Origin of the sequence: Paenibacillus amylolyticus, assembly GCF_047302515.1 — a bacterium.
Lineage (GTDB): Bacteria > Bacillota > Bacilli > Paenibacillales > Paenibacillaceae > Paenibacillus > Paenibacillus amylolyticus_G.
Window position 1 is genome coordinate 5,148,340 of sequence record NZ_CP168019.1, and the last position, 26,920, is coordinate 5,175,259.

Genomic DNA, 26,920 nt, shown 5'->3' on the forward strand with positions numbered 1-26,920 from the left:
CGAAATACCGCAGATAAAAGAGCATTTTTTATAATCTATTGTTAAGAGTCTATACCCTACTCCCACTCGATTGTTGCAGGTGGTTTGGAAGTTACGTCATAGACGATACGGTTTACGTTATCAACTTCGTTAACGATCCGTACGGAGATTTTCTCCAGCACATCCCAAGGGATACGTGCCCAGTCCGCAGTCATACCGTCGATGGATGTTACAGCACGGATACCTACAGTGTAGGAATACGTACGCGCATCACCCATGACGCCGACACTCTTCATGTTCGGCAGGGCTGTGAAGTACTGCCAGATTTCGCGGTCGAGACCTGCTTTGGCAATCTCTTCACGCAGGATGTAGTCTGAATCACGAACGATGGTGAGTTTCTCTTCAGTAACCTCACCAAGAACACGGATCGCAAGACCCGGACCAGGGAATGGTTGACGGTGTACAATTTCGTCCGGCAGGCCACACTCGGTACCAACTTTACGTACTTCATCCTTAAACAATGTGCTCAGTGGCTCGATCAGTTTGAAGTTCATGTCCTCAGGCAGACCGCCCACGTTGTGGTGGGATTTGATGGTCTGTGCAGTCGCTGTACCACTTTCTACGATGTCCGTGTAGAGTGTACCTTGCGCCAGGAATGCAAAATCATCGAACTGCTTGGACTCTTCGTCAAATACGTAAATAAACTCGTTACCGATGATTTTACGTTTTTGTTCTGGATCATCCACGCCAGCCAGTTTGGACATGAAGCGCTCTTGTGCATCAATTTTGACAACTTTCATGTCGAATTTGCCGACAAACGTCTCCATTACACTTTCTGCTTCGCCTTTACGCAGCAGACCGTGGTCGATAAACATACATGTCAGTTGATCACCAATGGCTTTGTGAAGCAATGCAGCTACAACGGAAGAATCTACACCGCCGCTAAGCGCACACAGTACTTTACTGTCGCCCACTTTTTCACGAATGTCTTTGATCGTGTCATCAATGAATGTCTCCATCGTCCAGTTGCCCTCGCAACCACAGATTTCGAACAGGAAGTTACGAATCATGTCGTTACCGCGAACAGAGTGACGTACCTCAGGGTGGAACTGAACAGCATACAATTTGCGCTCATCGTCACTCATGGCAGCGATTGGCGCACTTTCCGTGCCTGCATCCAGTTTGAAACCTGGAGGAAGTGTAACCACGTGGTCACCGTGACTCATCCATACCGTATGTTCGCCTTCAATGCCTTTTGCCAGTGTAGATCCAGCAGCAAACTCAAGGTCGGCTTTACCGTACTCACGCTTCTCGGAACGTTCTACTTTACCTTCGAGCTGTTGGGCCATAAGCTGCATTCCGTAGCAGATACCGAAGATTGGCAAGCCAAGGTCATAGACACCTGGGTCCACGTGTGGAGCATTCTCAGCGTATACGCTGGACGGCCCACCTGAAAATACGATTCCTTTTGGTGCCATTTCTGCGATCTTTTCCGCCGGTGTGTTATACGGCAAAAGCTCGCTGTATACGCCAAGATCCCGGATTCTTCTGGCGATTAACTGGTTGTATTGGCCCCCAAAGTCAAGGACAACCACAATCTCATTCTGCTTATTCATAACCGTGCCTCCCTCAATTCAATGAAACTAATTATACGCAACGACAAAACATACCGTCAAGGAAAGGCGAAACTCCTTTTTTCGACATATCAAAACAGGATTACCAAATGCCTCTAAATATGAAATTTCGGATAGAAAAGCTTGGCAGCAAGATGTTGGTTCAAGTGTATGATCGTGGAAAGACGCCTCGTTCGCAGCGCAGCGCGAAAGGCGTCTTATGTATAGCATGCAGCGTAAACCAAACGCTGCGTTTAAAAACAGTGCGCCAGCCAATGGTGATCTTCATCTGCCCACAAGCTACCCACAAGTGGCCGAGCTCTATTGGAAAGCGATAGCGATTGTATGGCAGCTGCTTCGCATCTTTGGTGTATCGTTGTAACATCCTTGTGTTACAACGCCTGCAACCGCCGGGCCAAACGAAGTGCCCGGCGCAGGAAGTTCAGACTGTCCGCGCGCAGCGGACGGTCTGGCCCATACAGCAGCCGTTCCCAGTCGGCTGCAAACCGCGCGATGTCCGCGCCGTCCGCGCCTGCGGCCAAAGCAGGTGATGCTGCATATTCACGCAGCGTCATACCCGGCGGCCGCGGACCGTACCGGCGCGCGAGCGCGGCCCAGACCGGAGCGGCGGCACCCAGCAGCCGCTCGCGGTCCGGAAAGCTGCTGCGTGGCCACGCCAGCAGCAGCCTGATCCGCAGCGCGGGGCGTAGCCGCCGCATGCGGACCAGAGCAGCGGCGCCCAGCAGGGCCGCTGCCACAAGGGCTGCCGCGAGCCAGGGCTCCGCGGCAATGGCCCGTGCGCGGGCGAGCAGCCATGCGCCCGCGTAACCCACTCCGCCGCTCATATACGGCGGATTCTCCGCAACAGGCTGCGGCCCGGCGAGCGCTGCGACACCTTCGCCCGCGCCTTGCGCCATGGTGAAGCCTGGCGTGGCCTCGAACGGCATCCAGCCTGCACCCGGAAAATACACCTCTACCCAGGAATGTGCATCTCCTTGGGATATTAGGTACTGACCGGGTACATCTGGGTCAGCTACTCCAGGCCCAAAGCCTTTAACCCAGCGTGCGGGGATGCCCTCTGCACGCAGCAACACAATCATGGCTGTGGAGAAATGATTGCAATACCCCTGCCGGGTGACGAATAGAAAATCGTCCACAAAATCTGTTCCTCGCGGTGGCATACGGGTATCCAACGTATACTCGGCATGAGCAGCCAGATAAGTCTTTACAGCTTGCACAGCGTCATACCGGGTCTCACTGCCTTGAATGATTTCCTTGGCAAGCGTCTGCACTCGACCGGGGAGTGATGCAGGCAATTGCAGATAGGTCCTCCGAATGGCTGCCGGATCTTTCCCTTTATTCGTTTCCTCAAGCAGACGTAACTGTTCAGCTGTTGCGACAGGAACCATGACGTCTGCTGAATAATTTTTAACCATCTTATCTTTTCCGGAGCCTGCGAGCCACAAAGTTGCCGAATCGTGATTAGACAGCAAAGAAAACATATTTTCCTGATTATCCTTGTTCTTATCCTGGAACGATACGTTGACCGGTATGCCCCCGGTAAAGAGAGGATTTGGTCCTTTCCACTCTCTCTGCATCGTGACGGTTTGGCGAATGCGACTCCAATAGGTTGGATTCTCCCAACCATCAGCACGCAGCATTCCGGATGGGCTTGCCGTTTCGAAGCTTTGCCCCGGATCACTCCAAGTACTACCGTTATAATATGAACGGGTCTCCCCTCGCCAATACGTCACTTTTGGACTCTTCGCTATAAAAAAGATGGAGTTGCCCTGCACTAACGGTGCTCCCATAGGCGCGTCAGCTGTGCTATATCCCGTGACTGCCGTTGCAGCAGGGATACTACTGTGCTGTGTATAACCTGCCCAGCGAGCTAGGCGTTCACCCATCTGCTCCAAAGATATGCGTTCCGGTTGAGGAATGGAAGTAAACTGGCCAGGTAACGCGGAGAGAAGCACCATACCTGCGGAAACAACGATAGTTACTGCACTCCAACGGCCATAGGGGCTGCCGCGATAACTCGGAGTAGTGACTCCTCCATTGAGACGTAATAGCTGGAGCAGAGCCTGAATAAGAAAAGTCCATAGGACAGACCGTATTACAGAAGCATACACATCCAGCCCCGCAAAGGATTCAAGCAAAAGCAAATAAAGCAGCGTTGCACTGCCAAACAGCATAACGCTTCGACGTAACAATACGAGGGATTGCACAGAAGCCATGAGCATGCTCCAGCCGCACATCATGAACAAACCTCTCGTTTCTGTACTAATCGAGTGAAATCGCAAGTTATTTATAAACGTGTCCATATCCGCTGAAAATATTCCCGGATAAGCGACCGCCCAACGGACAGGATCACTTCCTCCGTACATCAGACATAAAGCAACGAGTGCAATGAATAATCGGATCAGCACTCCGGTGAGCCACCCTGTACGAATTAACCCTGCGAGCAACAATGCTCCCGTTAATCCCGCCATTACGGACAAGAACCGTTCACTGCCCTGCTGATCTGATGATGTAACCGGATATATCCACTCCAGAGACAGTATAAGTAAAATGGCCGAAATAAAAATTTTGTACAGGACAGGTACGCTAACATATCCCTCATCCTTTATGTCCGTCACAGAATTCTGGTTCACAGCTTTATAGACGGAATAGGCCGATTCCATTCTCGTACGGTCCGTTGACTCTAAGTTGGCCACAGTGGAATTTGGTTGCTGGTTACCTTTACGCTCCCACATCCGTTACCTCCACCTTTCCCAATGAAGATAACGCAGCGTCTGTAACCGCATGGATCGGCACCCCGCTGTGACGAAGCCGCTCCAAGCTTAAGCTGTCATATCCCAATCCATTCATCAATCTATCCGTTGATCCTAATTGGTCCTGGTTTGCTTCAGTCAATTGCACCTCTACACGATAACCCGACCCGATTGCAGTTATGATCCATTCGGCCAGAACCTGATCCATCTTACCTGTGAGAACCACAATTCGCGACCCGCTCGTTAGTCCATCCAGCATCTCCGTTCGAAGCGAAACAGAGCCTGATTGTGCTTTGGATATTCGTGCCCCCGCTAACTTGTCCAGTCCATGATTCTCATCATCTGCATGGAACGGCCCATGTTTCCATTGATCTTGTGCATCATAGTTCTTATCGCCGCCTTCCATCCACAGATGATAAGGAATGTCATCCCGTTCAGCGGTATGAATCCAGCGGGCAGCTGCACGAACCACTTGTTCAAAAGCAGGTGCATCCATGTTCTCCCGTTGTTTTACGTCATAACCCGACGCGCCTTCATACACAAGGATGCCGAGCGAAGCCAGATCCGTGGTATCAGGCAGAAAGGTCTGAAGTTTTCCCGTTTTGGCTGTACTTTTCCAATGAACTCGTCCCAGTGGGTCACCCTGCTGATATTCACGGAACTCAGGGCTACGGTTACCCTGGCTATTTCTTCGCTCTGACAGAGTCCCTTCGATCATCGCTGCGAATTCTACCGAATCACCCTTCCCCCAAGCTGTTGCTTGAGGAACAACAATCAAGGGGGTACCTCCCGCGGTCTCTGCGGAGAGGGTATTCCAGCCAAACATATCACCCCAGTACAATCTGCCCGTATCCCATCTGTAAACTCCTCTGCGTAACCCGGAACATTCATATTGATAGGAAAATTGTCGCCGTGTTCCCGGGAAAATCAATTTGCGATGAACACCTGCAGGTGTGTTCTCACACAGAACGATCCATAACAATGGAATACGGCAATTGAATTCCAGTTCGACTAGAACCCGTACCTGCTCTCCTGCCTCAATCCGGTTCGTGTGTATTTTCCGACGGATGTGAATACGCCGTGGTCCGAAACAATGAAGAAGCAGACCTCCTGTGAACATCAAGAAAGCTATAACGGATAGAAACAACGCCGCTTTGCCCCCATGCCACTGATACAAGGAAGCAAAAGCCACCACCAAGACAGCACTCACAATCCGTTGTCCCAACGCAGTCATTGCCTCCGTCCCCTTCCCTGCGATGCCATCTGTACAGGTACCGGGACCGATGACAATGCTTCTTCAATGACTTGTACTTGCCCCCAAACCTCCGCTCTGTTCTGGGCCTTCAATTGAATACGGTGGGAAAGGACAGGCACAGCTACCTCTTTCACATCATCCGGAATGACATAACTGCGCCCTTGAAGATAGGCAAATGACTGCGCCGCAGCCATCCAGGCCAGTGTTCCACGCGGACTGATGCCCAATCTGACCGCCGGAAGGCTGCGAGAGGCTACAGCAACGGCCACCAGATACTGTTTGACGACCGGATCAACATGTACCTGTTTGACTTCACGCTGCATGGCTACGACCTCTTCAGCAAGCAGAACAGGGCGAAGTTCATCAAGCGCTTCTCTACCTTGCATGCGGGTTAACAATTCCAATTCCTGTTCCGGATCGGGATAACCCAGTCCAATTCTCATGATAAATCGATCCAGCTGCGCTTCAGGCAGACGGTACGTACCCTCGAACTGTAACGGATTCTGTGTCGCCAGCAGAAAGAACGGGCGTGGCAAGGCATAGGTAGTGCCATCAACGGTAATACGTCGTTCCTCCATTGCCTCCAGCAGGGCAGACTGAGTGCGTGGTGATGCGCGATTTATTTCATCAGCCAGGACAACGTTGGACATGACAGGCCCGGGCCGAAACTTGAATTCAGCTGTATGTGGATGATAGATTGAAGTGCCCGTAACATCTGCCGGCATGACATCGGACGTGAATTGAATCCGGCCCATGGAGCAGTCCAGTGCAGAAGCAACGGCACGAACCAGCATCGTTTTCCCGGTACCCGGCACATCTTCCAGAAGTACATGCCCCCCACTGAGCATTGCAGTGAGGACATAACGAATCTCTGTTTTTTTGCCAATAATCACACTCTCAACACGCTTCATGACCCTGTTTAACAATTCAACAGCATGTTCATGTTCCATTCGGATATAAGACATTTCTCTGATCTCCTTCCGTTCATCAGCATTCCTGAACCATAGTAATCTATGATTCAGTGTTGCCCGGAAGTAGAGAGAATAGTCCTGCAAGAATGACTTTCTTCAGATCATTTTATACTTAAATATGTTGTTCATTGCCGAAATGGATCTGGAAGTGCCCGCCTTTACCGTCCACTCTGCTTCATTACTGGTTAAGGAATTCACCCTCAACCCCATCTGCTCCAGTAGCTCACGTAACGGAACCCAGATGGTTCCACCTTGACTCTGTACTGCTCCCGTTTCAATTGCCCCGGTTGTTGTCAGTGTTCCACTCACACTGTCTGCATGAATCGTTCTTTCCTTCCATACTGCTATGGCCGTCCTTGTTTCAGAGTCCCAGCGAGTGCTGCCCCCGAATTTTTTCATGAAAGTACGCAATGGCACCATGATTCGCTTCCCCTCCATGCGGAACTCGCCCGGTTGCAAGGTAGCTGCAGCCAAGCCCACCTCTACCTTCAGCTTCTTGTTTGCAAGCCATAACGTCGCGTTCGCTTCTACATGCTCTGCGATCCAGGCCTTTCCTGGCACCTTGCGGGCCTTATACTTACCATCTGGATGTACACGGAATTGAACTGGTTGATCCGTACTCTTTATGGTGTCAAAACGATATCCATGATCACGATAATATTTGATAATACCCGGAAGTGCTTTTACCGTTTCAGCATGTGCACCACCGTCATGCATCAGGACAATGACCGAACGTGCTCCCGCAGGTACTTTAGTCGAATTGCTGAGGATCTCTTTGGCCGGAACACCCTTACGCTTGGAATCTCCACTATCGACGTTCCAGTCCATGACGGTGTACCCACCCAGTTGGAGCAAATCAAAATAACTCTGGTCAAAGTGTCCATATGTACCGCCTGGTGCTCGCACCAGATTCGGACGGAAACCGGTTATACGCTCCAGCACTTCCTCTGTTTGCTTGATCTGTTTCCAGAACACTTTAAAATCACTGTACAGCTGTTCGTATTGATGATTAAACGTATGATTGCCCAAAGCATGTCCATCCTCCACAAGCCCCCGGATTAACTCGGGATAACGCTCTGCCTGCTCACCCAGCACAAAAAATGTAGCCAAAACCTTCTCTTTACGCAAAATATCCAATACTTCACGGGTATGGTTACCCGGTCCATCGTCAAAACTCAGATAAACTACCTTGTCTTGAGTATTCTTATCTTCCGAGATCGGATCACCTGAGCCGGAAGCAGAAGATGCATAAGCCGTGCCTGCATATACAGCAAATGCACATAACAATATCGCAATCCGCACGAGAATGACATACCATTGTCCAGATAAAAACGTATGTATGGTTGTTGCAGAGTTTCCCCCTATTTCCTTGATTATGAATTCCGGTCTCTGTACCATTTACGAATCGACCTCCACCGTCTCTAGTAATTTGCTGATAGACTTCAGCAGATTTGTTAGAATTATATGGAGACTACATTGAAAAAAGACGTGATTTTGTTTAATATTTTTTCACAATTTGCTATATAGCCTGATTGATTCTTCGCTTCAGATTAGGTAGCATAATGAACAGGCAAAACACATTAAAACACCTTGGAGAGTATTCATGCTCCCACCCCGTATTCAGGAGAGTGAAATCTATTGGAATTGCTTGAGAAGATCCAACATCTGTTTGGGTCCTACGGATACAGCGTATTGTTTTTTGGCTTGTTGCTTGAATTCATCGCACTTCCCTTTCCTGGTGAAACAACGATGGCTTACGCAGGGTTTCTCTCCTACAAGGGGCATCTCGACTTCGGAATCCTCACCATACTGGCTTTTCTGGGAACAACGATTGGCATGACCATCACTTATTTTATTGGAGCCAAAGCAGGACTGCCCTTTATAACACGATACGGAAAATGGTTTCTGCTGAAGCAGGACAAGCTCGATAAAACGCAAAAGTGGTTCGCCAAGTATGGTAATGCCTTAATCTTCATCGGTTATTTCATTCCGGGTGTAAGGCATTTCACCGGATATTTTGCGGGCATAGCCGCTGTTCCCTTTCGCAAATTCGTTCTCTACGCCTATTCAGGCGCACTGTTCTGGGTTGTATTGTTTCTGGGTATTGGCAAAATATTTGGCCCTCAGTGGAACGCCGTATTCCATCTGGCTCATCAATATGCAGCATATATCGTGGGAGGAATCGGCCTATTGCTCATCGTAGCCGTGCTCTATCGTTACCGCAAAGCATGGACAGCAAGATCCACCGTATCCAAACCAGCCCCTGTTCGACAAAGACAAAAGTAAATTCGGACAAAAGTCCATCTATAATAAGCAAGCAAGGAGTTGCGAATAATCGCAGCTCCTTTTTTTTGTGATAATCCGAATTCATCCAGGTCATACTAACTTGAAAATATAGGGTGTATAGGGAGGTGAAGGCATGAGTGAAACGTCGCCGGAACGCCAAGATCAGAGGCAAATCTCTCCGGATCTAAGCGAAAATATGGAATACTGCAAGCAAGTGATGGGGAACAGCAACGACTTGATGATGCGCCCTCTCCAGTGTTTACATAAATGGCCTGCAGTTATGTTGTACATTGATGGATTAGTGGATGTGCAGATTCTGAATCATTCCATCCTGGAATCCCTGTTAAAGACACATGAACTTCCGGAATTCTCTGCAGATGATGAGCATCTGAGCTACCTCCAGAATGACATTCTGGCTGCGAGCAATGTAACATTTGTGGATAACATGGAAGATGTACTTAATGCTCTCCTGTCCGGTTCGGCCATCCTGCTACTCGAAGGCTGTGCACGAGGATTGAAAATTGCCGCAGCTGGGTGGGAGGACCGTGCTGTTGGTGAACCCATCTCACAGACCGTTGTTCGCGGTCCTATGGAGGGATTTAATGAAAATTTGCGTACAAATACATCCTTGATTCGCAAACGGATTCGTGACCCTCATCTCTGGATCGAAGAAAAGGAGATTGGACGTATCACCAAAACAAGGGTTGCGGTCTTATATCTGAAGCATACCGTTGATCCGGAAGTGGTAGAGGAACTAAGGCGAAGGCTTGATGAGATCGATATTGACGGGATTCTGGAGAGCGGGTACATCGAGGAACTTGTACAAGACGAAACCAGAACGTTATTCCCCACGGTTTACAATAGTGAACGTCCAGATACAGTTTGTGCTGCTTTGCTTGAGGGTAGAGTAGCCATCATCGTGGACGGTACGCCTTTTGTGCTGCTGGTTCCAGCCTTGTTCGTGCATTTCTTCCAATCGCCGGAGGATTACTATCAACGGGCCGATATCAGCACATTGATTCGCTTGATTCGTTATCTGTCCTTTTTTATCGCTTTACTAGCTCCATCCTTCTATATTGCCATTACCACCTTTCACCAGGAGATGTTGCCCACCAATATGCTCATTAGTCTGGCAGCTCAACGTGAAGGCGTTCCTTTTCCCGCATTCATTGAAGCCATACTGATGGAACTGACCTATGAAATTTTGCGAGAAGCAGGTATACGTATTCCGAAAACGGTCGGTCAGGCCGTTTCCATTGTCGGAACACTGGTGATTGGCCAAGCCGCCGTAGATGCAGGAGTTGTCTCCGCTGCAATGGTTATTATCGTTTCCATAACGGCCATATCCAGTTATGTCATTCCAGAGAATGGACTTTCTATCTCTGTCCGAATTTTGCGATTTGTATTGATGATACTCGCGGCAGCTTTTGGATTCTACGGTATTCTAATTGTTCTGCTCATTACAGTTACACACCTGTGCAGCTTGCGTTCTTTTGGTGTACCGTATATGTCTCCCTTTGCACCTCTAATTCAGAAAGATCTGAAAGATACGCTGTTTCGTGTGCCCTGGTCCCATATGAAAACACGTCCATTCTCTACGGGTACCCCGAACAAAATCCGACAAGCCAGCAAAAAAATGAAGCGTTAATTCGGTAAGGAGAACAACGTATGAACAAGTGCTTCCGATTAATTGTATGCATTGTATTCCTGCTCCCTCTCCTTACCGGATGCTGGGATCGCCAGGAACTGAATGAACTTGGCATTATGCTGGGTCTTGGTGTAGACAAGGATGGCGATTTGATTAAAGTGAGTGCTCAGGTCGTTGTGCCAAATGAAGTTTCCTCCAAGTCAGGGGGAGGCAATGGCACTCCTGTCACGCTGTACGAAGCGTCCGCGTCCACGCTGTTTGAAGCAATTCAAAAGCTGACCGAGACAAGCCCACGGCGCATATTCATGGCACATATCCGTGTACTGGTGTTCGGAGAAGAATATGCACGGAAAGAGGGCATCTACGATGTCATGGAAGCGTTAATGAGGGAACCTACTGCTAGACCCGATTATTACGTCATGGTTGCACGAAATACTACAGCTTCCAAAGTACTGGACGTACTTACTCCATTGGAAAACATTCCTGCGGAGAAATTATTTAATTCTTTGGACGTGTCCGCCAAGACCTGGTCTCCCACAACAACCGTAACCGGAGACCAATTAATTGAATATATGCTGACGCCTGGAATACAGCCTGTAATCACTGGTGTAGAGGTCGTTGGCAATTTAGCGAGAAGCGGAAGCAAAGATAATATTGGGACAATCAAGTCTCCCGCCCGACTGAATTCTACGGGATTAAGCATCTTCAAAAAGGACAAACTGATCGGCTGGTTAACGGAAGATGAATCGAAAGGATACAACTACATCCGCGACAATGTGGTGTCTACTATCAGTCACATGCCTTGCCGAAAGGGAGGAAATGTGACGTTCAAAGCTCTCCGTACCAAGACCCAACGAAAAGCAAAGGTCATTAACGACCAGCCTGTGATCCACATCAAACTCAAAAATGTGTCTTCCATTGGTGCAGTAGAGTGCGGAATCAGAATTGGTTCAATGAAAACGCTCAAAGAGTTGGAAAAGGACAGTGAGGAGCGACTGATAGACCTGATGGAAAAATCCGTGAATTCAGTGCGGCGAAAGTTCCATATAGACATTTTTGGATTCGGTCAGGAAGTGTATCATGCCGATCCTAAATTTTTCAAAAAGATTGAGAAGGATTGGGATCAATATTTTGAAAATCTGGATGTTAAGTATGAGGCCAATGTACAGATCAAACGTGTAGGTACACTGGATGATTCATTCAAGGAGGATTTGAAGGAGTGAGACCGGATGTTGATTACAATTACTGTCATTGTCATAGGGGGCCTCGTAGGCTTGTTTGATCTTCCAGGTCTCATCCGCCGCAAGGAATGGAGGGAAACAGCTGTGTACAGCGGAATGCTCGTCATTGCCACAGGGTTTAGTGTAATTGCAGCTAACCTGTGGGATTTCCCCAGTCCGCTCTATATCATCATGTGGATCTATGAACCTGTTAATCAATTCTTGGCACATCTGACGGGAACCTAGAAAAAGGAGAGGACCATTATGCTGGAACAGGGGCGCCTTGGAACAAGACAATTGACCACGCTCATCTTTATGATGGTGGTCGGGGATATGATGCTGATCTACCCCTCAGTCATCACGTCCTATGCCAAACAAGACTCCTGGATTTGCGCTTTTATAGGCGTTCCTCTGGGGATGGCACTGATGGCCATGATCCTGAAGCTATGTAGTTTGCATCCAGAAAAAAATCTGGTGCAGATGGCACGAAGCATTCTAGGGTTCTGGCCAGGTACTTTCTTTTCCTGCTTCTACCTGTTCTTTTTCATTATTGGTGCTTCAACGCATACGAGAGAAGTCGGCGATTTCATGACCACTCAAATCTTCCCGTACACTCCCATTCGCATCATCATTCTGATGTTTGTCATCGTGATCGCCTGGGGAGTGTCTCACGGATTAGAGACGATGGGGCGTAGCAGTGAACTACTGATGCCCGTCGTTATTGTGTTTATTGTCGTCCTTGCAGTCTGCCTGCTTCCTCAGATTGATACTAGAAACTTGAAGCCAGTAAGTGATACGAGTGTTGTCTCTATCTCGCAAGGCATTCTGGTAAGCATTATATATCCGATCGGTGAAGTCGTTCCCATCATGATGATACTGCCCTATGTTGCCAAGCAGGCTCATCGAACACGGGACATAATTATTGCAGCTGGTTTAGGCAGCTTGGTATTGGCAACGCTCGTTACCATATCTCTGCTGGTCTTGGGTGCCTTTCTTACGCAACATAACATATATGCTTCTTTCGTGTTGTCCCAGAAAATTAGTATTGGGAGCTTTTTTGAACGTATTGAAGCCATTATGGCTTCTTCCTGGCTGATCTCTACGTACTTCAAAGCGATGATATACTTATACGCCTTTATTGTTGGTTGTGCGGAACTGTTCAAGCTTAAGCAGTATCAGATACTAGTACTTCCTGCGTCCATACTTGTGTTCGGATTAGCCAATCTGATCTCTCCAAGTATTACTTTTATCGTGATCACCATTGTTCCATATTGGGTAGACTGGGATACCACACTGGGGATCATTCTGCCCGGCTGTCTTCTGCTGATACAATTGCTCAAGTCTTACAGAAAATCATCGGTTACTCCAAGCAATTCCTCACAGGAATGAGTACTTTTTTTGGGAGAAGGAGCCTGGTATGGATGAAAAAATGGAGTTCAGTCTATGAAGTTCATCCATGCTGAATATAGAGAAGGAGCACGGTGTCTATGTTAATTAATGAGAAAATCACCATTAGGCAATTTGCAGTCCTTACCTTTCTCGTCATGGTTGGGGATATGATTCTACTCTATCCCTCCGTGGTTACTGCTTCGGGTCAACAGGATGCATGGATCTGTTCTCTTATCGGTCAGCCGATCGGCTTACTCATCATATGGGTTCTATACAAACTTCATCAGACACATCCTGATCTTTCCCTTATTGAAATCTGCCAAAAAATACTTGGCCGGTGGGCGGGGTCTGTTTTGTCGGCTGCATATCTATTTTATTTCGCCATAGGCGCTGCCATATGTATCCGTGAAGTCGGTGACTTTATGACCACACAGATCTACCTTCAGACCCCCATCCGGGTCATTCTAATTATCCTTATGTGCGCTCTGGTCTGGGGGCTTATGCATGGCTTACATACAATAGGTGGAAGCAGTGAATTGCTGACTCCGATCGTTGTTGCCTTTATGATTTTGTTATTTCTGGGGCTGATGCCCCAAGTAAACAGTTCACATCTGCAACCTTACTTGAACACACCTTGGCTTCATCTGATGCAGTCTATCATTAGAGGGGCTTTCACTTCCTTTGGTGAACTAATCGTGATCACCATGGTTCTTCCTTATGTGATGTCCGGACCTCACATCAAACGGGACATGTTACTCGCTACTTTATGTGGAGGGCTGTTGCTAACCACACTGTTAGTCATTTCACTGATGATATTTGGCCCCTTTCTGACCCAGCATGACATCTACATCTCCTATACCCTGTCCCAGAAAATTAATATCGGCAACTTTTTCGAGCGAATTGAGGCGTTCATGGCGACCGCTTGGTTAATTGCTACCTATTTCAAAAGCCTGCTGTATATGTTCTCCTTTGTCCTTGGAACAGCTCAGCTATTTCGATTAAAGACATATAAACCTCTCATCCTGCCATCAGCCATGTTATTATTTGCTTTAGCTGTACTGATTTCTCCCAATGTCATTTTCTACACCAATACGATTATGCCCGCTTGGGTAGATTGGGATATCACGGTAAGCTTTATTATTCCGCTATTCCTACTGCTCGTGCATCGGCTTCGTTCGGGCAAGAGCAAGAACAATTCAACCAATCATAAACGATTGCCCACCTAAAAAGGCTGTGTTCACGGTAAATTCCGCGAAGCACAGCCTTTAATGATGAAACGGTTAAGATGTATTTATTCACACATGTCTAAATCATTTATTACAATGTCTTCAAAGCCTCAAGCGCAGCCTCGATATGTCCTTTGACCCGAACTTTGGACCAGTCCTTGATCAATTTTCCCTCTTCATCAATCAGAAAAGTGGAGCGAACCATACCCATGTACTCCTTGCCATACATTTTCTTCAGCTGCCATACACCGTATTGCTCGGCTACAACGTGCTCTTCATCCGATAACAAGGTGAACGGCAGTCCGTATTTGGCAATAAACTTATCATGTTGTTTCATCGGATCGGTGCTGATTCCGAGAATGACCGTGTTCAGTCCTTCAAATTCAGCATGTCGATCCCGAAAATCACAAGCCTGTTGCGTACAGGACGAAGTCATATCCTTCGGGTAAAAATAAAGCAGCACCCGCTTTCCGTGGTAATCCGAAAGCTTTACCGATTCTCCCGTACTGGACGGGAGCTCAAAATCCGGTGCCAATTCGCCTACTTTTAACGTCATGTCAGTTCCTCCCTAATCTCCCCCATGAATTGTTATAGGGCGTTATTATGAACCTGCTCCGCGATACCGCTTCACACCAAAATTCCACAGAAGCAAGCCCATGGAGCCAAACACCAATCCCATCACAGGTGTAAGCAGCGCCATGCGATGCATCTCAGACCTCTCCAGGAACAACGCTGCGGGATAGATCCCCACGAAGGCAAACGGAATGATCCAGGTTAACAGCACCTGAATGGCACGGTTATAGATCGTTACCGGGTAGCGTCCATATCCTTGAATGTTATACATCAACGGCAGGATACCTGTTGGCGCGTCCGAATAAAAGGATAGTGAAGTCAATGTGGTGTAGATGCCGGCATAGATCATGACTGAGCTGAGAGCCAAAATAATTAAGGCAGGGATATGCCACCACTCCAGCATCAGACCCATCTCTGCTCCACTGAAGATCATGATGATCAGGCCGATAAACGAGCCCACGAGTGCAGGCGGGTCCACATTTTCAAGCAATATCTGGAACAGGTTATGTGCAGGACGTGTCAGGATCCGATCCATCTCACCTTTGACGATGTACCGCTCACTGAATCCCCACAGATTGATAAAACAACTGAAGATGCCATAGGGCACCATAAAATATCCATAAACAAAGAGCACTTCACTCTCACTCCAGCCGCCCAGGTTATCCGTATGGCGAAAGACCACAAAGATAAAGATCAGGTTGGTTGCCTGAAACAGCAGATCCGATAGGATCTCCACCCAGAAATCAGCACGGTACGTGAGTCGTGTTTTCATGTAATTCTTCAAATATTCCCAGATCAGACCCATATAGTACATATCTGTTATCCCCCTTGCACGAACAGACGCTTGCGCGCCTTACGCCAGATCAATACCATCGGAAGCAGCAGTACGGCAAACCAGAACACCTGAATACCGAGTACACTCCAGATGGCGGTACCTTCCACTCTTCCAGTGAACACAGAACCGGGCAGATACGTAATGGCCTGAAAAGGCAATACTTTCATCACCGCAGACATCCAGCCTGGATACAGACTGATCGGGATGATTAGACCGGAGAACAAATCAACCACGACGCGTTTCATACGCATCATGCCTTCATTGTTTTCCACAAAGAATGCCGCCAGTCCCGTTATCACATTAATCTGGGAATTAATGAGGAAACTGAAGAACAGCATGACGAGAAAGCCAATCCACGCCGATGGCGCCGTAGGCAATTCAACCGGGAACAGCAGAATGGCGATGAGCATCCCTGGAATCATGAGCAGCAGGAAGCGGAAAATGCCTTCACCAAGCCCTTGCATCATTTTGACCATAACGTAATTGATCGGCCTGATGAATTGAATCGCAATGGAGCCATCCCGTATATCTGCGGCAATCTCCCGGTCCAGGTTGTTAAAGTAAAAGGCACGTGCCATCCAGGATACAGCGATGTAAGTGGTCATCTGCGCTGCCGTGAAGCCGCCGAGTTCACCACTGCTACCGTAAATGGCTTGCCAGGTAAAGTAATACACGCCGATATTCAGCGTATATATCAAAATGCCGGAGTAATAATTCACCCGGTATGCCAGCATCGTTAGAAAACGGATGCGCATAAAATCAATAAATGCACTATTCATCTCAGGATACACCCACCGCTTCTTTCCCTGCTCCCACAATCTCGGGACGCTCGGCGGAACCGGATTGGTAAATACTGCGCACAATCTCATCCGTGTTGATCTCAATAATCTGAATATCGGTAATATCGGCTTGTCCAACGACACGTCCGAGTACATCCGAAACGTTCAGTTCCAGCGGAATCCATACGGATGCGGACAATTCATTCTCAACCGTCCAACGTACAGGCAACGCAGCAGTCCATTCCTGCATCTGACTGATGTTGTGAGCTGAACCAAACTTGAAGCGGATCTCCCGCTCCTTCCCCCACTGGGACTTGAGATGATCCAGACCTCCATCATAAATGATGTTACCTGCATCAAGCATGATCACCCGGGAACACAGTGCCTCAATGTCCTGCAAATCGTGGGTTGTGAGCAGAATGGTCGTTCCATGCTCCTTGTTCATGTCTTTCAAGAAATCCCGAATTTCCGACTTCACCACAATATCCAAACCAATAGTTGGCTCGTCCAGAAAAACAATACTCGGGTTATGCAATAATGCTGCAACTAACTCACAGCGCATGCGCTGACCGAGACTGAGCTTCCGTACCGGACGGCTTAACAGATCCTGTAGCTGCAACCGCTCAACTAGTTCATCCAGCCGTTTGCGGAAATCGACCTCTCCGACACGATATACTTTGCGCAATAAATGGAAGGATTCGATAACGCCAATATCCCACCACAATTGACTGCGCTGACCAAAAACAACACCAATATTCTGTACAAACTTCTCACGTTCCTGATACGGAACATATCCACCAACCGATATTTGCCCTGAAGTAGGCACCAAAATGCCGGTCAACATCTTGATCGTTGTTGATTTACCGGCACCGTTCTCCCCAATATATCCGCATATTTCGCCCTGCGGAATCTGAAATGAAATATCATTTACAGCCAATACCTCTTGGTATTGACGTGCAAACAGGTCCTGGAACGCGCCCTTCAGCCCACCTCGGCTTTTCTGGACGCTAAACGACTTGCGCAAATCTTTGACATCAATCGCCAGCATGATTATACCTCACTTGGATTTTGTTGAAATTGCTTGTAGCCCAAAAAGAAATTATAATGGTATCAGTCAAAATTCAGCAAGCTTTAAAATAGTCTAGAGCCGCGTCCTGCCCTTATGTTGGGAAAAGACGTGTACGGAAAGCTCCGACTAGTTCTTACTTGAATACTCGAACTCGTTTTTTTATTTTATCTCAAATACAAAGGAGAGCTAGCATGACCAGAAAGACGAAGAGAACCATATGGATTTCTCTTGCCGCCTTCGTGTTAATTATTGGAGGAGCAGCGGCATATTATTTCGGTTCTATTCTCAATCAGTTGGATGGTTTGGCAAAAGACGGCGACGATTCACCATTCGCAGGCATCGAAAATGTGGAGAAAGTAAATACTCCTGACCCACCCAAATGGGAAGGCACAGAAACGGTAAATATTCTCGTTATGGGTGTCGATGCACGTGGATTGAAAAAAGGTGAAGTTCCTCGCTCCGACAGCATGATGGTTGTATCGCTCGACCCACTTACCAAAAAAATCAATCTGTTCTCCATTCTGCGCGACACTTACGTCAATATTGACGGATATGGCAAGGAGCGGATCAACACCGCTATCACCCATGGCCCTAATGCAGCGATGCAAGCTGCCGGCGACCTGCTCGGCATTCCTGTACAGTATTATGTGTATACGGATTTCCAGGGATTCATCAAATTGGTGGATGCCGTTGGCGGTGTTGATTTTGATGTGGAGAAAGACATGCACTATACAAGTAAAGCAGACAATAACGAATACGATATTGATCTCAAAAAAGGGTATCAGCATCTGGATGGTGAGACAGCGCTTATGTACGTTCGTTTCCGCCATGATGCGATGTCGGATTTCGCTCGTTCAGAGCGTCAGCGTGAGTTGCTGAAAGCTGTAACAGCAAAAATGCAGTCAACAACTACCATTGCCAAACTGCCTGCCATTCTGGAACAGGTTAATCCTTACGTAGATACGAACCTGACACTCTCCGACATGTGGAAGCTGGGTGGACTCGGATACCAGAGCAGCATGAACGGCAGTGAGCAGATTCCGCCAATGAACCTGCTGAAAGAAGAACGTACAGCAGGCGGTGCGCAAGTATTGACGGTTACCAATGAAGAGAAATTGAAGCAGCATATTCAGGATATTATTCACCCGCCTGCTACAACGGATGATAGTACAACCAGCACCGAAGATAAAACAGCCAGTGGTGACGATCAGAAGTCAGAGCAACCGGCTCAGTAATCTAAACATGCAGAGGGCAGCCATTACGCTGCCCTCTCGTTGTGCCCGGCTATACTATTATGAGAAAATCATCATATCTTTCTGTAGCTTGTACCTTTATCATATTTTGCATTACGAAAGGAAGTTATCTTATGAATACATCACGTTCACGTTCCGAACTTCTATACGCAGAAGCACTTGAACATATTGTAGGAGGTGTTAACAGCCCTTCACGCTCGTTCAAAGCCGTTGGTGGCGGTGCACCTGTATTTATGAAAAAAGCCCAAGGGGCCCACTTCTGGGATGTCGATGACAACCGTTATATTGATTATCTGGCCGCTTACGGTCCGATTGTTACAGGACATGCCCACCCGCATATTACGCAGGCCATTACGGAAGCAGCAGCAAATGGTGTGCTGTACGGTACCCCAACAGAGCTTGAGATCAAGCTCGCCAAAATGTTGAAGGAAGCTATTCCTTCCATGGATAAAGTGCGTTTTGTAAACTCCGGTACAGAGGCGGTCATGACTACGATTCGGGTCGCTCGTGCCTACACCAAACGCAACAAGATCGTAAAATTCGCCGGATGTTACCATGGTCATTCCGATCTGGTGCTTGTAGCTGCCGGTTCAGGCCCGTCCACGCTCGGAATTCCTGACAGTGCGGGAGTTCCAGCCAGTATTGCACAAGAAGTCATTACTGTGCCCTACAATGATCTGGAAGCCCTGAAGGATGCTTTGGAGCGCTGGGGTGATGATGTTGCCGCGGTCATGGTTGAGCCGATCGTTGGGAACTTCGGTATGGTTATGCCGGAGCCTGGCTTCCTGGAAGGTCTCTGTGCCATGACACGGGCCAACGGCTCCCTGGTTATCTATGACGAAGTCATTACGGCTTTCCGTTTCCATTACGGTTCTACACAGACATATGCCGGACTCGATAACCATGCGGAGATTGAACCGGATCTGACGGCTCTTGGTAAAATTATTGGTGGCGGCCTGCCAATCGGTGCTTACGGCGGACGCAAACACGTTATGGAGCAGGTTGCTCCGCTTGGGCCGGCTTATCAGGCGGGAACGATGGCTGGTAACCCTGCATCCATCTCGGCTGGTATCGCATGTCTGGAGGTCCTGCAAGGCGCGGGTGTATATGAAGAGATGGAACGTCTTGCTATCGACCTGACAGCGGGTCTGCAAGCTTCTGCTGACCGTCATGGGATTGCACTGACGATCAACCGGATTCGTGGTGCATTCTCCACCCATTTCTGTAATCACCCAGTTACGAACTACGATCATGCTCAAGACACGGATGGAGAGCTGTTCGCTTCCTTCTTCCGTCACATGCTGGACCGTGGCATTAACCTCGCTCCGTCCAAATATGAAGCCTGGTTCCTGACCACGGCTCATACAGACGAGGATGTTCAAGCTACTTTGGAAGCCGCAGAAGCTTCCTTCAAAGCGATGGCTCAGGAATAAATCGGATTATTTCCATTCACAATGTAGCGTACAAGCTGCATCGTTGATAGATAGCAACTCAAGGAAGAGGCGTCCAACAAGTGATCAACTTGTGTGGACGCCTTTTGTTATATACGGATAACATTACGATTCTTCAAGTTATTTCTGCCTGATCTGAAGTTTCAAAATTTCCTCCCGGATCTTCTGTATCCCTTCCTCGATTCGCTGCTTCGGCACATTGGAGATGTTCAAGCGCAGCATCTGATCCTGATGCACCTGATATGTTCCCTCCGGATAATACCGTTCAGTCGTATCAACGATGACTCCGCGCTTTTGAAGCCGGGGCAGCAGAACACGAAGCGGCATATCACCCGCCAAGGGCAATACGGTATGCTCCCCTCCTGTTCGAGGAGCCTCCATAAATGGAGCAAAGTCTGGATATGTGTCCAGTTGCTCATGCACCGTGTTCATCCGGGCAGCATAGCGGTTACGAATCACTTTCCTGTGATGAGCAAACATTCCGCTGTGGACATAGATCTCCAGAGCAGCTTGAGACAGAACGGAAGTGTCGATATCAAGCATTTTTTTGTAAGCCCCAAAAGATTGAATTAGTGGTGAGGGCAGAACAGCTACACCAATACGGAGACCTGGAAACAAAATTTTGGAGTAACTCTTCAGATAGATGACCCGGCCTTCGGTATCATAGGACCATAGCGGGTCCTGTTTCGTATTGTCCTCCAGATCAGCCAGATAATCGTCCTCCACCAGATAGACATCGTACCGCTGTGCAAGCCGGATTAGTCTCTTCTTGTCAGCAACTGTCAACGATGTGCCAATCGGATTATGAAATCGCGGCATGACATAGAAAAACTTGATATCTCCCTCTGTGAACTGACGTTCAAGCGATGCCCAGTCCAGCCCATCCAGGGTACGTCTCACACCGGCAATCGGCACATCCAATCCACTCAGTAGCGAGGGCATATTGTGATAGGTCGGTAGTTCAAGCAGTACTTTTCTCTTTCCATTGGGAAAAGGCATCAATGCAAGTACAGCCAGGGCCTGTTGCACACCTGACGTGATAAAGAACTGCTCTGTTCTCGCAAACACCTGATAATCCGCAAACTGCTTCTGCAACAGCATGATAAGCGAAGGTAATCCCTGATCCGTGCCATACATAAATAACTCTGTCTGTTTCTTCTCCATCGCCTGATCCACACAATGTCGAAAGTCTGCATAAGGGAACACCCTTGGATCGGGAGCAGCTGAAGCAAAGTCCAACGCTCCCTGCCAGTCCATGTCCTGAGCACCTGTCCCGTTCTGTACAGCATAATAGCCAGATTGAGGTATGGCGTACACCAAATGCCGTTGCTCCAGCCACTCATATGCACGAATCGCTGTACTTACACTGCATTGATATTGTTCTGCTACAACTCGAACTGCTGGCAGTCGAATGCCCTTATCTGCCCACTGGCGACGATCCTGCTGCTGCATCTGTTCCTGAATCCATTGCTTTAACGCTTCGGCAATCACTTCGTATTTTCTCAATGCACCCATCCCTCTCCCACAACTGTACCGATACAGTTTAACCTTTTATCTATTGTAGCACGATGCACCTGGCAGTATATTGAATAAGGCCAGCACGTGCCTCGAACCTGACATAATTCAGGATAATGAAAGATAAAGCGCTATGACTACTGTATTGGAGGAGCATTCATGAACATAACACACACTCGGGGATACGCTTATATCGCAGCTGTATTGTACGCAGCTATTATCGGTCTATCTTTTTTATTTGTTAAAATGACCGTCACTGTTGCACATCCAATCGATGTGCTTGCCCACCGATTCGCCCTGTCGCTGATCGTTGTAAGCATTCCTGTCATTTTTGGCTGGATCAAAATCCGACTGAGCCTTCGTGATCTGTGGCGAATCATTCCACTGGGGCTCTTATCTCCCGTCTTATTTTTTGCCTTTCAAGCCTTTGGACTTGTATCTTCCAACTCATCGGAAGCGGGTATTATTCAGGCCATGGCCCCTGTATTCACACTCGTTCTCGCTTCAGTCTTCCTGAAGGAACGCACATCCACGATGCAGAAGCTGTTCCTGCTACTGTCTGTTGCTGGAGTGGTCTTTATTTTCATAATGCAAGGAAGTGGCATGTCTATAGGTAACCTGAAGGGCATTGCATTATTGCTGCTATCCACGGTCTGCTTTGCAGGGTATGGTGTGCTTGCAAGACCATTAACCCAGAAGTATAAACCAATGGAATTAACCTGGGTCACACTGATGGTTGGCTGTATTGTATTTAACGCCGCTTCCCTGATCCGGCATGCTTCTAGCGGCTCCATGATGGACTACATCAAACCGCTTGGTGATACATCCTATCTGGGTGCGCTCGCTTATCTGGCGATCCTTTCCACCATGATCTCCACCCTGCTCGCAAGCTATGCCCTGACTCATCTGGAGGCTTCGCAAATGAGTGTATTCAGCAATCTGTCCACGCTCATCTCCATCGTAGGAGGTGCATGGATATTGCATGAACCAGTGGGTAGCTATCACTATATTGGTGCATTGTTGATTATCGCCGGTGTGCTTGGCACCAATATGAGCGGTCGCAAACATAAGCTGGTCAGTGGAATCAAGTCAAATTCCCCATATTGAGATAGCGCGAAAGTTGGTTCGCCGGTTCAACGAGTTATACGCTCCCATCCTCCCCAAACCCCGCATTTTGACCGGAGAGCAGCCCGGGAAACGAGGCTAGAGGTAAGAGAAGCCATGGGTATTCGTTATTTCGACTGACGGTATGAAGCGCTCCAATCACGTTAACACTGCTGAGGACAGTCTATTGGGAAAAGGAGACCCCTCAGCATGAAACGAACACAGCCTTCTTTTTTACAAGCTATGATGTTGATCATGTTGTCCGTTGGCTTGATCAGCCATGTTCTGATTATTCCTGCCCTTTTGGCTGCGGCCAAAAGGGATTCTTGGATTTCCGTCCTGTTATCAGCCGGACCATTTTTGATATTTGCGCTAATGCTCGCCTATGTCTCTCGTTTCCTCCAGCATCAAACCCTGCATGAATGGTTAACATCCCGTCTCGGCAAGCCTATTGGCCTGTTCTTTCGAGTTGGGAACAGTCTCTTTTTTCTGAGCGCAATCTATTTCACCCTGCACGAAACCACGACTTGGGCCAAAACAAATTACCTGACAGAAACGCCAATTCTGGTAACCAGTATTGCCCTCATGTCTCTCTGTGCCTATGGGGCATATAAAGGCATCCGCTCACTGGCATTTACGGCAGGATTGATCCTTCCACTGGTGGTACTGCTGGGCTTCTATGTTGCAATTGTGAACACTCAATACAAGGATTACAGTCGTCTCCTGCCTGTGTTAGAACAGGGCTGGCATCCGGTGCTGAATGGCATGATTTACAGTCTTGCAGGCATGTTTGAACTGCTGTTCATCTGGTATATCCAGCCTCATCTCACCAAACGTATACGTGTATGGCAGTATCTGATGCTCGCACTCATTCTTGTGGGACTAACAGTCGGCCCACTCATCGGGGCGATTGTGGAATTCGATCCTTTTGAGGCTGCCAAAATGCGATATCCCGCCTTTGAAGAATGGCGAATTGCCTCCTTGGGCAAATACATCGCCCAGACCGACTTCTTTTCCATCTACCAATGGCTCGCAGGCTCGTTCACCCGAATTAGTCTCGCCATGTATATTGTAGTAGAAATATGGAATATTAAGAGCTCTACCAGAAGGCTTATCAGTTGTATCTCGTTAGGTGTCTTCTTTATTCTAACCATGTTGTATCCTCTGGATGATATGACCTTCGAAAAGCTTCTGGTCGAATACATATTTCCGTTCAATCTCGTGTATCTGAGCGGACTTGCGATTATCGCGACGACGGTTGCCTTTATCCATTCACGCCATCAGAGGAGGAAACATCATGGAGCATCAAGCGATTGACACCACGTCCCATGAAACACTGCTTGCCTCTTTAAAAGAGCAGTTCAATCCATGCGCAGATGTTGTTATTCAGACCTTTCCTGTTAAAGACGAATCTGATCAGCCCGTAATTCTGCTTTATTGCGACGGTCTCGTCGACGGTAAACAAATTAACCAATTTATCATTCCCCGTCTGGAACAGCACTCCCTTATCATTGAGGAATCACATCCTAAAGAACTGGGATTAACATTGAATCCATTGGATGACCTCACAGATACTAACAAGCTTAATATGTTGATATTTAGTGGACAACTACTGATCATTTTCGGTAATGGTGTACAGTCCTGCAGTGTGGATATTGCTGATATCCCGGGACGCAGTCCCGAAGAATCAGCTATCGAGACATCAGTTAAAGGCCCTCGCGATGGATTCACCGAAGAACTCACTACCAACGTGGCCCTTATACGCAAACGAATGAAAACATCTTCGATGTGTTATGAGAAATATGTCAAAGGCGGCCGTACCCAAACAGCCATTGGACTTCTATATGTAAAAGATATTATCAATCCAGACATTCTGAAAGAAGCACGACACAATCTGGATCAGATTGAGATTGACGGCATTCTGGGCACCTCAATCATGGAGCGAGCTGTCATGGGAGGGATTCGGAGTATATTTCCACTCACAGATAATACCGAACGTCCCGATTTTGTCGTCGATTCCCTGTTAAATGGACGTTTTGCCGTTCTCATTGAAGGTTCTCCTGTAGCGGTCATCGCACCAACTACACTTTTCAATCAATTGAAGTCTCCGGAGGACGAAAGTACGCCTTTTTTCATCGTTACCTTTGAACGGATATTACGTATTTCAGGATTGCTGATCGCCTGTTTCTTCCCAGGCTTTTATATTGGCCTGACCAGCTTCAATGTGGAACAGATTCCTCTGCCTTTTCTAGCAACGATTGCTGGCACTCGAATGGGCCTGCCCATGCCGGTGACGCTGGAAGCGTTCCTGATGATTTTTATGTTCGAGATATTTAACGAAGCCGGTCGCAGGTTGCCACGTGCATTGGGCCAGACCGTCAGCGTGGTCGGCGGACTTATCATTGGAGATGCAGCCATTCGTGCCGGGATTACGTCTCCCACAATCATTGTCACGGTAGCGATCTCAGTCATCTCCAGCTATATTCTCGTAAATACCGTGCTCAGCGGGGCTACTGCCCATGTCCGGATCGGGATGCTACTCATCTCTTCCATTCTTGGATTATTCGGATTTATGATTGGACTGTTCGCTCTGTTGGTGCACCTCGTATCCTTGGAGTGTTACGGCGTATCTTATCTGGCTCCCGTATCTCCCTACATTCCCGGAGACTTCACTCAGGCCGTATCCATGCCGCCTTCCATGAAAAGAACCAAGCGCCCAGAAGCACTTCATACACAAGATTCCACTCGCCGGAGAAAACGGTCATGATCAGATGGACGTCCATGAGCGGTCTACTTGCGGGGTGCTTGATCCTTCTAACCGGGTGCTGGGATTCCAAAGAGGTGCAAAGTATAAACTTCATTACGGCGATAGGAATTGACTATGTAGACAACCAGTATATTGCTTATGCCCAACTGATTGACTTCTCCAGTATTGCAAAACAGGAAACGCCAACTTCCAGGGAGACAAGGGATATCTGGACTGGACGGGGCGAGGGTACAACACTGAACATGGCTATTAACGACTTGTATGAAACGTCACAGCAGCTAACGCTCTGGACTCATGTTAAAGCTATTGTTTTATCCAAAAAAGTCTTGGATGATCGACTGGAGGATATCTTTAATACACTTCTTCATTCAGGCCAATTGAGATATACACCCTGGATCTACGCTACAGAGCATAACATTCCGGATATACTCTCTCCCTCTGCATTGTTGAACCAATCCGCCCAGACCATTGAATTATTTGAGCCCATGAGACTATACAAACAGCATTCCGGTTACGAACCTATCCGGCTCCATCAGCTACTCGATGGATTACGGGAACCCGCTTCTGTCGTTCTTTTACCCTCGGTGTCAACGAGGAACGAGACTTGGTTCAACGGCGATAAAACGCCCCCCCTTGTTAGAATGGATGGATTTTATGTGATATCCAAAGGCACAAGTCAGGGTAGAGTTGCAGGAGCAGACGCAGATGGTACACGATACGTAAATTATGAGCGCGTACATCAGTACCCACTATACGTATATGGGAATGGTGGGAAAACTCCTGATTTAACCTTGATGCTTCGTCATCCCAAGACGAGAATCACGGCGAGAAAACAAGGAGATGGCGTCACATTTGATCTGGTTACCTCGGCCAAAAGCTTCATCACCGAAGATCATGGGGCTCCTCGGTCTCCACATGCAATGGAACAGGAAGCGGAGAAACAGATCGAATCCCAAATCCGAGGTACGTTCGAAAAGACCAAGTTACGCAAGATCGATTCATACGGTCTCGTGGAACACCTCTATCGCCACAATCTGCCCTTATGGCAACAAGAAGTCTACAACCGGGCGGATCCACTCCAACGTTTTAAGCTTGGAAAAGTGAAGGTTCACGTGGATATCCTGAATGCGAGCACGTATAAATACAGCGAATAAATGAAGAAAAAGAAGCCCCGTACCAGCATTGGATGCAAGGTTGCGGGGCTTCTTACCAT

The 26,920-nt window shown here is 48.0% G+C and carries 23 protein-coding genes; 13 read left to right on the plus strand and 10 right to left on the minus strand.

The genetic code is table 11. From position 1 onward, the window contains the following. Nucleotides 1-56: 56 nt before the first annotated feature. The gene (gene guaA, locus ACDJ59_RS22390) at nt 57-1,595 is read right to left on the minus strand and encodes a glutamine-hydrolyzing GMP synthase (protein ID WP_062837579.1); all 1,539 of its coding nucleotides are present in this window, start codon (nt 1,593-1,595) and stop codon (nt 57-59) included. Between the two features lie 226 nt (nt 1,596-1,821). On the opposite strand from guaA, the gene ACDJ59_RS22395 reads away from it, so the two are divergent. After that, the gene (locus ACDJ59_RS22395) at nt 1,822-1,974 is read left to right on the plus strand and encodes a hypothetical protein (RefSeq protein WP_413405894.1); all 153 of its coding nucleotides are present in this window, start codon (nt 1,822-1,824) and stop codon (nt 1,972-1,974) included. 10 nt (nt 1,975-1,984) lie between these two features. On the opposite strand, the gene ACDJ59_RS22400 is transcribed toward ACDJ59_RS22395, so the two are convergent. The 4 genes from ACDJ59_RS22400 to ACDJ59_RS22415 form a co-directional block, all read right to left on the minus strand. After that, nucleotides 1,985-4,348, minus strand: a complete 2,364-nt coding sequence (locus ACDJ59_RS22400) for a transglutaminase-like domain-containing protein (protein ID WP_413405896.1) — start codon at nt 4,346-4,348, stop codon at nt 1,985-1,987. After that, the gene (locus ACDJ59_RS22405; RefSeq protein WP_413405899.1) at nt 4,335-5,600 is read right to left on the minus strand and encodes a DUF58 domain-containing protein; all 1,266 of its coding nucleotides are present in this window, start codon (nt 5,598-5,600) and stop codon (nt 4,335-4,337) included. Before ACDJ59_RS22405 ends, ACDJ59_RS22400 begins: the two co-directional genes overlap by 14 nt. Then, a complete protein-coding gene (locus ACDJ59_RS22410; protein WP_076217185.1) occupies nt 5,597-6,586 on the minus strand; it encodes an AAA family ATPase in 990 nt (329 codons plus the stop codon). The genes ACDJ59_RS22405 and ACDJ59_RS22410 overlap by 4 nt, the downstream gene beginning before the upstream one ends. Before the next feature lie 102 nt (nt 6,587-6,688). Continuing rightward, the gene (locus tag ACDJ59_RS22415; RefSeq protein ID WP_413405901.1) at nt 6,689-7,990 is read right to left on the minus strand and encodes a polysaccharide deacetylase family protein; all 1,302 of its coding nucleotides are present in this window, start codon (nt 7,988-7,990) and stop codon (nt 6,689-6,691) included. Between the two features lie 240 nt (nt 7,991-8,230). Here ACDJ59_RS22415 and ACDJ59_RS22420 point away from each other — a divergent pair, with 240 nt between their 5' ends. The 6 genes from ACDJ59_RS22420 to ACDJ59_RS22445 all read left to right on the plus strand — a co-directional run bounded on the left by ACDJ59_RS22420 (nt 8,231) and on the right by ACDJ59_RS22445 (nt 14,361). Next, on the plus strand, nt 8,231-8,878 hold the full coding sequence (locus ACDJ59_RS22420) for a DedA family protein (protein WP_413405903.1): 648 nt from the start codon (nt 8,231-8,233) through the stop codon (nt 8,876-8,878). A gap of 133 nt (nt 8,879-9,011) precedes the next feature. Next, nucleotides 9,012-10,526: a spore germination protein gene (locus ACDJ59_RS22425; RefSeq protein WP_413405905.1), complete on the plus strand. Its 1,515-nt coding sequence runs from the start codon at nt 9,012-9,014 to the stop codon at nt 10,524-10,526. A gap of 20 nt (nt 10,527-10,546) precedes the next feature. Further along, on the plus strand, nt 10,547-11,749 hold the full coding sequence (locus ACDJ59_RS22430; RefSeq protein ID WP_413405907.1) for a Ger(x)C family spore germination protein: 1,203 nt from the start codon (nt 10,547-10,549) through the stop codon (nt 11,747-11,749). Between the two features lie 6 nt (nt 11,750-11,755). Continuing rightward, nucleotides 11,756-11,992: a hypothetical protein gene (locus ACDJ59_RS22435; RefSeq protein ID WP_338707733.1), complete on the plus strand. Its 237-nt coding sequence runs from the start codon at nt 11,756-11,758 to the stop codon at nt 11,990-11,992. Between the two features lie 18 nt (nt 11,993-12,010). Further along, nucleotides 12,011-13,135 carry a GerAB/ArcD/ProY family transporter gene (locus tag ACDJ59_RS22440; RefSeq protein WP_413405909.1) on the plus strand — a complete coding sequence of 375 codons (1,125 nt, stop codon included), beginning with the start codon at nt 12,011-12,013 and terminating at the stop codon, nt 13,133-13,135. Between the two features lie 98 nt (nt 13,136-13,233). Continuing rightward, nucleotides 13,234-14,361 (plus strand): GerAB/ArcD/ProY family transporter, encoded by a 1,128-nt coding sequence (locus ACDJ59_RS22445; RefSeq protein ID WP_413405911.1) that lies wholly within the window; start codon nt 13,234-13,236, stop codon nt 14,359-14,361. A gap of 91 nt (nt 14,362-14,452) precedes the next feature. Here the strand turns inward: ACDJ59_RS22445 and bcp are convergent, their stop codons facing one another. Genes bcp through ACDJ59_RS22465 form a run of 4 tightly spaced genes read right to left on the minus strand, consistent with a single transcriptional unit; the run spans nt 14,453 to nt 17,596 of the window. Further along, nucleotides 14,453-14,917 (minus strand): thioredoxin-dependent thiol peroxidase, encoded by a 465-nt coding sequence (bcp, locus tag ACDJ59_RS22450; protein WP_413405913.1) that lies wholly within the window; start codon nt 14,915-14,917, stop codon nt 14,453-14,455. A 45-nt stretch (nt 14,918-14,962) separates the two neighbouring features. Then, a complete protein-coding gene (locus tag ACDJ59_RS22455; protein ID WP_036614076.1) occupies nt 14,963-15,748 on the minus strand; it encodes an ABC transporter permease in 786 nt (261 codons plus the stop codon). Nucleotides 15,749-15,753: 5 nt separating this feature from the next. Continuing rightward, the gene (locus ACDJ59_RS22460) at nt 15,754-16,548 is read right to left on the minus strand and encodes an ABC transporter permease (protein ID WP_036614077.1); all 795 of its coding nucleotides are present in this window, start codon (nt 16,546-16,548) and stop codon (nt 15,754-15,756) included. 1 nt (nt 16,549) lies between these two features. Next, nucleotides 16,550-17,596, minus strand: coding sequence for an ATP-binding cassette domain-containing protein (locus ACDJ59_RS22465; RefSeq protein ID WP_036614079.1), 1,047 nt, complete (start codon nt 17,594-17,596; stop codon nt 16,550-16,552). Nucleotides 17,597-17,808: 212 nt separating this feature from the next. Between ACDJ59_RS22465 and ACDJ59_RS22470 the strand changes: the two genes are divergently transcribed. Together ACDJ59_RS22470 and ACDJ59_RS22475 are read left to right on the plus strand one after the other, a co-directional pair. Beyond that, entirely contained in the window at nt 17,809-18,852 is a 1,044-nt protein-coding gene (locus ACDJ59_RS22470) for an LCP family protein (RefSeq protein ID WP_047841428.1), read from the plus strand. Nucleotides 18,853-18,983: 131 nt separating this feature from the next. Then, nucleotides 18,984-20,303, plus strand: a complete 1,320-nt coding sequence (locus tag ACDJ59_RS22475) for a glutamate-1-semialdehyde 2,1-aminomutase (RefSeq protein WP_413405917.1) — start codon at nt 18,984-18,986, stop codon at nt 20,301-20,303. 138 nt (nt 20,304-20,441) lie between these two features. Here ACDJ59_RS22475 and ACDJ59_RS22480 read toward each other — a convergent pair whose 3' ends face one another. Continuing rightward, nucleotides 20,442-21,836 carry a PLP-dependent aminotransferase family protein gene (locus ACDJ59_RS22480; protein WP_413405919.1) on the minus strand — a complete coding sequence of 465 codons (1,395 nt, stop codon included), beginning with the start codon at nt 21,834-21,836 and terminating at the stop codon, nt 20,442-20,444. Nucleotides 21,837-21,995: 159 nt separating this feature from the next. On the opposite strand from ACDJ59_RS22480, the gene ACDJ59_RS22485 reads away from it, so the two are divergent. From ACDJ59_RS22485 to ACDJ59_RS22500, 4 genes are all read left to right on the plus strand, one after another. Further along, nucleotides 21,996-22,943 carry a DMT family transporter gene (locus tag ACDJ59_RS22485; protein WP_413405921.1) on the plus strand — a complete coding sequence of 316 codons (948 nt, stop codon included), beginning with the start codon at nt 21,996-21,998 and terminating at the stop codon, nt 22,941-22,943. Nucleotides 22,944-23,150: 207 nt separating this feature from the next. Continuing rightward, nucleotides 23,151-24,257: a GerAB/ArcD/ProY family transporter gene (locus ACDJ59_RS22490; RefSeq protein ID WP_413405923.1), complete on the plus strand. Its 1,107-nt coding sequence runs from the start codon at nt 23,151-23,153 to the stop codon at nt 24,255-24,257. Then, nucleotides 24,238-25,707, plus strand: coding sequence for a spore germination protein (locus tag ACDJ59_RS22495; RefSeq protein ID WP_413405925.1), 1,470 nt, complete (start codon nt 24,238-24,240; stop codon nt 25,705-25,707). The genes ACDJ59_RS22490 and ACDJ59_RS22495 overlap by 20 nt, the downstream gene beginning before the upstream one ends. After that, nucleotides 25,704-26,861 carry a Ger(x)C family spore germination protein gene (locus ACDJ59_RS22500; RefSeq protein WP_413405927.1) on the plus strand — a complete coding sequence of 386 codons (1,158 nt, stop codon included), beginning with the start codon at nt 25,704-25,706 and terminating at the stop codon, nt 26,859-26,861. The genes ACDJ59_RS22495 and ACDJ59_RS22500 overlap by 4 nt, the downstream gene beginning before the upstream one ends. The last annotated feature ends 59 nt before the right edge of the window (nt 26,862-26,920 follow it).

Excerpts from the sequence above, each read along its gene's own strand:
- ACDJ59_RS22445 (WP_413405911.1), top strand. The coding sequence starts at position 13,234 with ATGTTAATTAATGAGAAAATCACCATTAGGCAATTTGCAGTCCTTACC.
- ACDJ59_RS22465 (WP_036614079.1), bottom strand. The coding sequence starts at position 17,596 with ATGCTGGCGATTGATGTCAAAGATTTGCGCAAGTCGTTTAGCGTCCAG.
- ACDJ59_RS22475 (WP_413405917.1), top strand. The coding sequence starts at position 18,984 with ATGAATACATCACGTTCACGTTCCGAACTTCTATACGCAGAAGCACTT.
- ACDJ59_RS22425 (WP_413405905.1), top strand. The coding sequence starts at position 9,012 with ATGAGTGAAACGTCGCCGGAACGCCAAGATCAGAGGCAAATCTCTCCG.
- ACDJ59_RS22400 (WP_413405896.1), bottom strand. The coding sequence starts at position 4,348 with ATGTGGGAGCGTAAAGGTAACCAGCAACCAAATTCCACTGTGGCCAAC.
- ACDJ59_RS22430 (WP_413405907.1), top strand. The coding sequence starts at position 10,547 with ATGAACAAGTGCTTCCGATTAATTGTATGCATTGTATTCCTGCTCCCT.
- ACDJ59_RS22440 (WP_413405909.1), top strand. The coding sequence starts at position 12,011 with ATGCTGGAACAGGGGCGCCTTGGAACAAGACAATTGACCACGCTCATC.
- ACDJ59_RS22395 (WP_413405894.1), top strand. The coding sequence starts at position 1,822 with ATGCAGCGTAAACCAAACGCTGCGTTTAAAAACAGTGCGCCAGCCAAT.
- ACDJ59_RS22485 (WP_413405921.1), top strand. The coding sequence starts at position 21,996 with ATGAACATAACACACACTCGGGGATACGCTTATATCGCAGCTGTATTG.
- ACDJ59_RS22415 (WP_413405901.1), bottom strand. The coding sequence starts at position 7,990 with ATGGTACAGAGACCGGAATTCATAATCAAGGAAATAGGGGGAAACTCT.
- ACDJ59_RS22405 (WP_413405899.1), bottom strand. The coding sequence starts at position 5,600 with ATGACTGCGTTGGGACAACGGATTGTGAGTGCTGTCTTGGTGGTGGCT.
- ACDJ59_RS22495 (WP_413405925.1), top strand. The coding sequence starts at position 24,238 with ATGGAGCATCAAGCGATTGACACCACGTCCCATGAAACACTGCTTGCC.
- guaA (WP_062837579.1), bottom strand. The coding sequence starts at position 1,595 with ATGAATAAGCAGAATGAGATTGTGGTTGTCCTTGACTTTGGGGGCCAA.
- bcp (WP_413405913.1), bottom strand. The coding sequence starts at position 14,917 with ATGACGTTAAAAGTAGGCGAATTGGCACCGGATTTTGAGCTCCCGTCC.
- ACDJ59_RS22460 (WP_036614077.1), bottom strand. The coding sequence starts at position 16,548 with ATGAATAGTGCATTTATTGATTTTATGCGCATCCGTTTTCTAACGATG.
- ACDJ59_RS22435 (WP_338707733.1), top strand. The coding sequence starts at position 11,756 with ATGTTGATTACAATTACTGTCATTGTCATAGGGGGCCTCGTAGGCTTG.
- ACDJ59_RS22455 (WP_036614076.1), bottom strand. The coding sequence starts at position 15,748 with ATGTACTATATGGGTCTGATCTGGGAATATTTGAAGAATTACATGAAA.
- ACDJ59_RS22490 (WP_413405923.1), top strand. The coding sequence starts at position 23,151 with ATGAAACGAACACAGCCTTCTTTTTTACAAGCTATGATGTTGATCATG.
- ACDJ59_RS22480 (WP_413405919.1), bottom strand. The coding sequence starts at position 21,836 with ATGGGTGCATTGAGAAAATACGAAGTGATTGCCGAAGCGTTAAAGCAA.
- ACDJ59_RS22470 (WP_047841428.1), top strand. The coding sequence starts at position 17,809 with ATGACCAGAAAGACGAAGAGAACCATATGGATTTCTCTTGCCGCCTTC.
- ACDJ59_RS22410 (WP_076217185.1), bottom strand. The coding sequence starts at position 6,586 with ATGTCTTATATCCGAATGGAACATGAACATGCTGTTGAATTGTTAAAC.
- ACDJ59_RS22500 (WP_413405927.1), top strand. The coding sequence starts at position 25,704 with ATGATCAGATGGACGTCCATGAGCGGTCTACTTGCGGGGTGCTTGATC.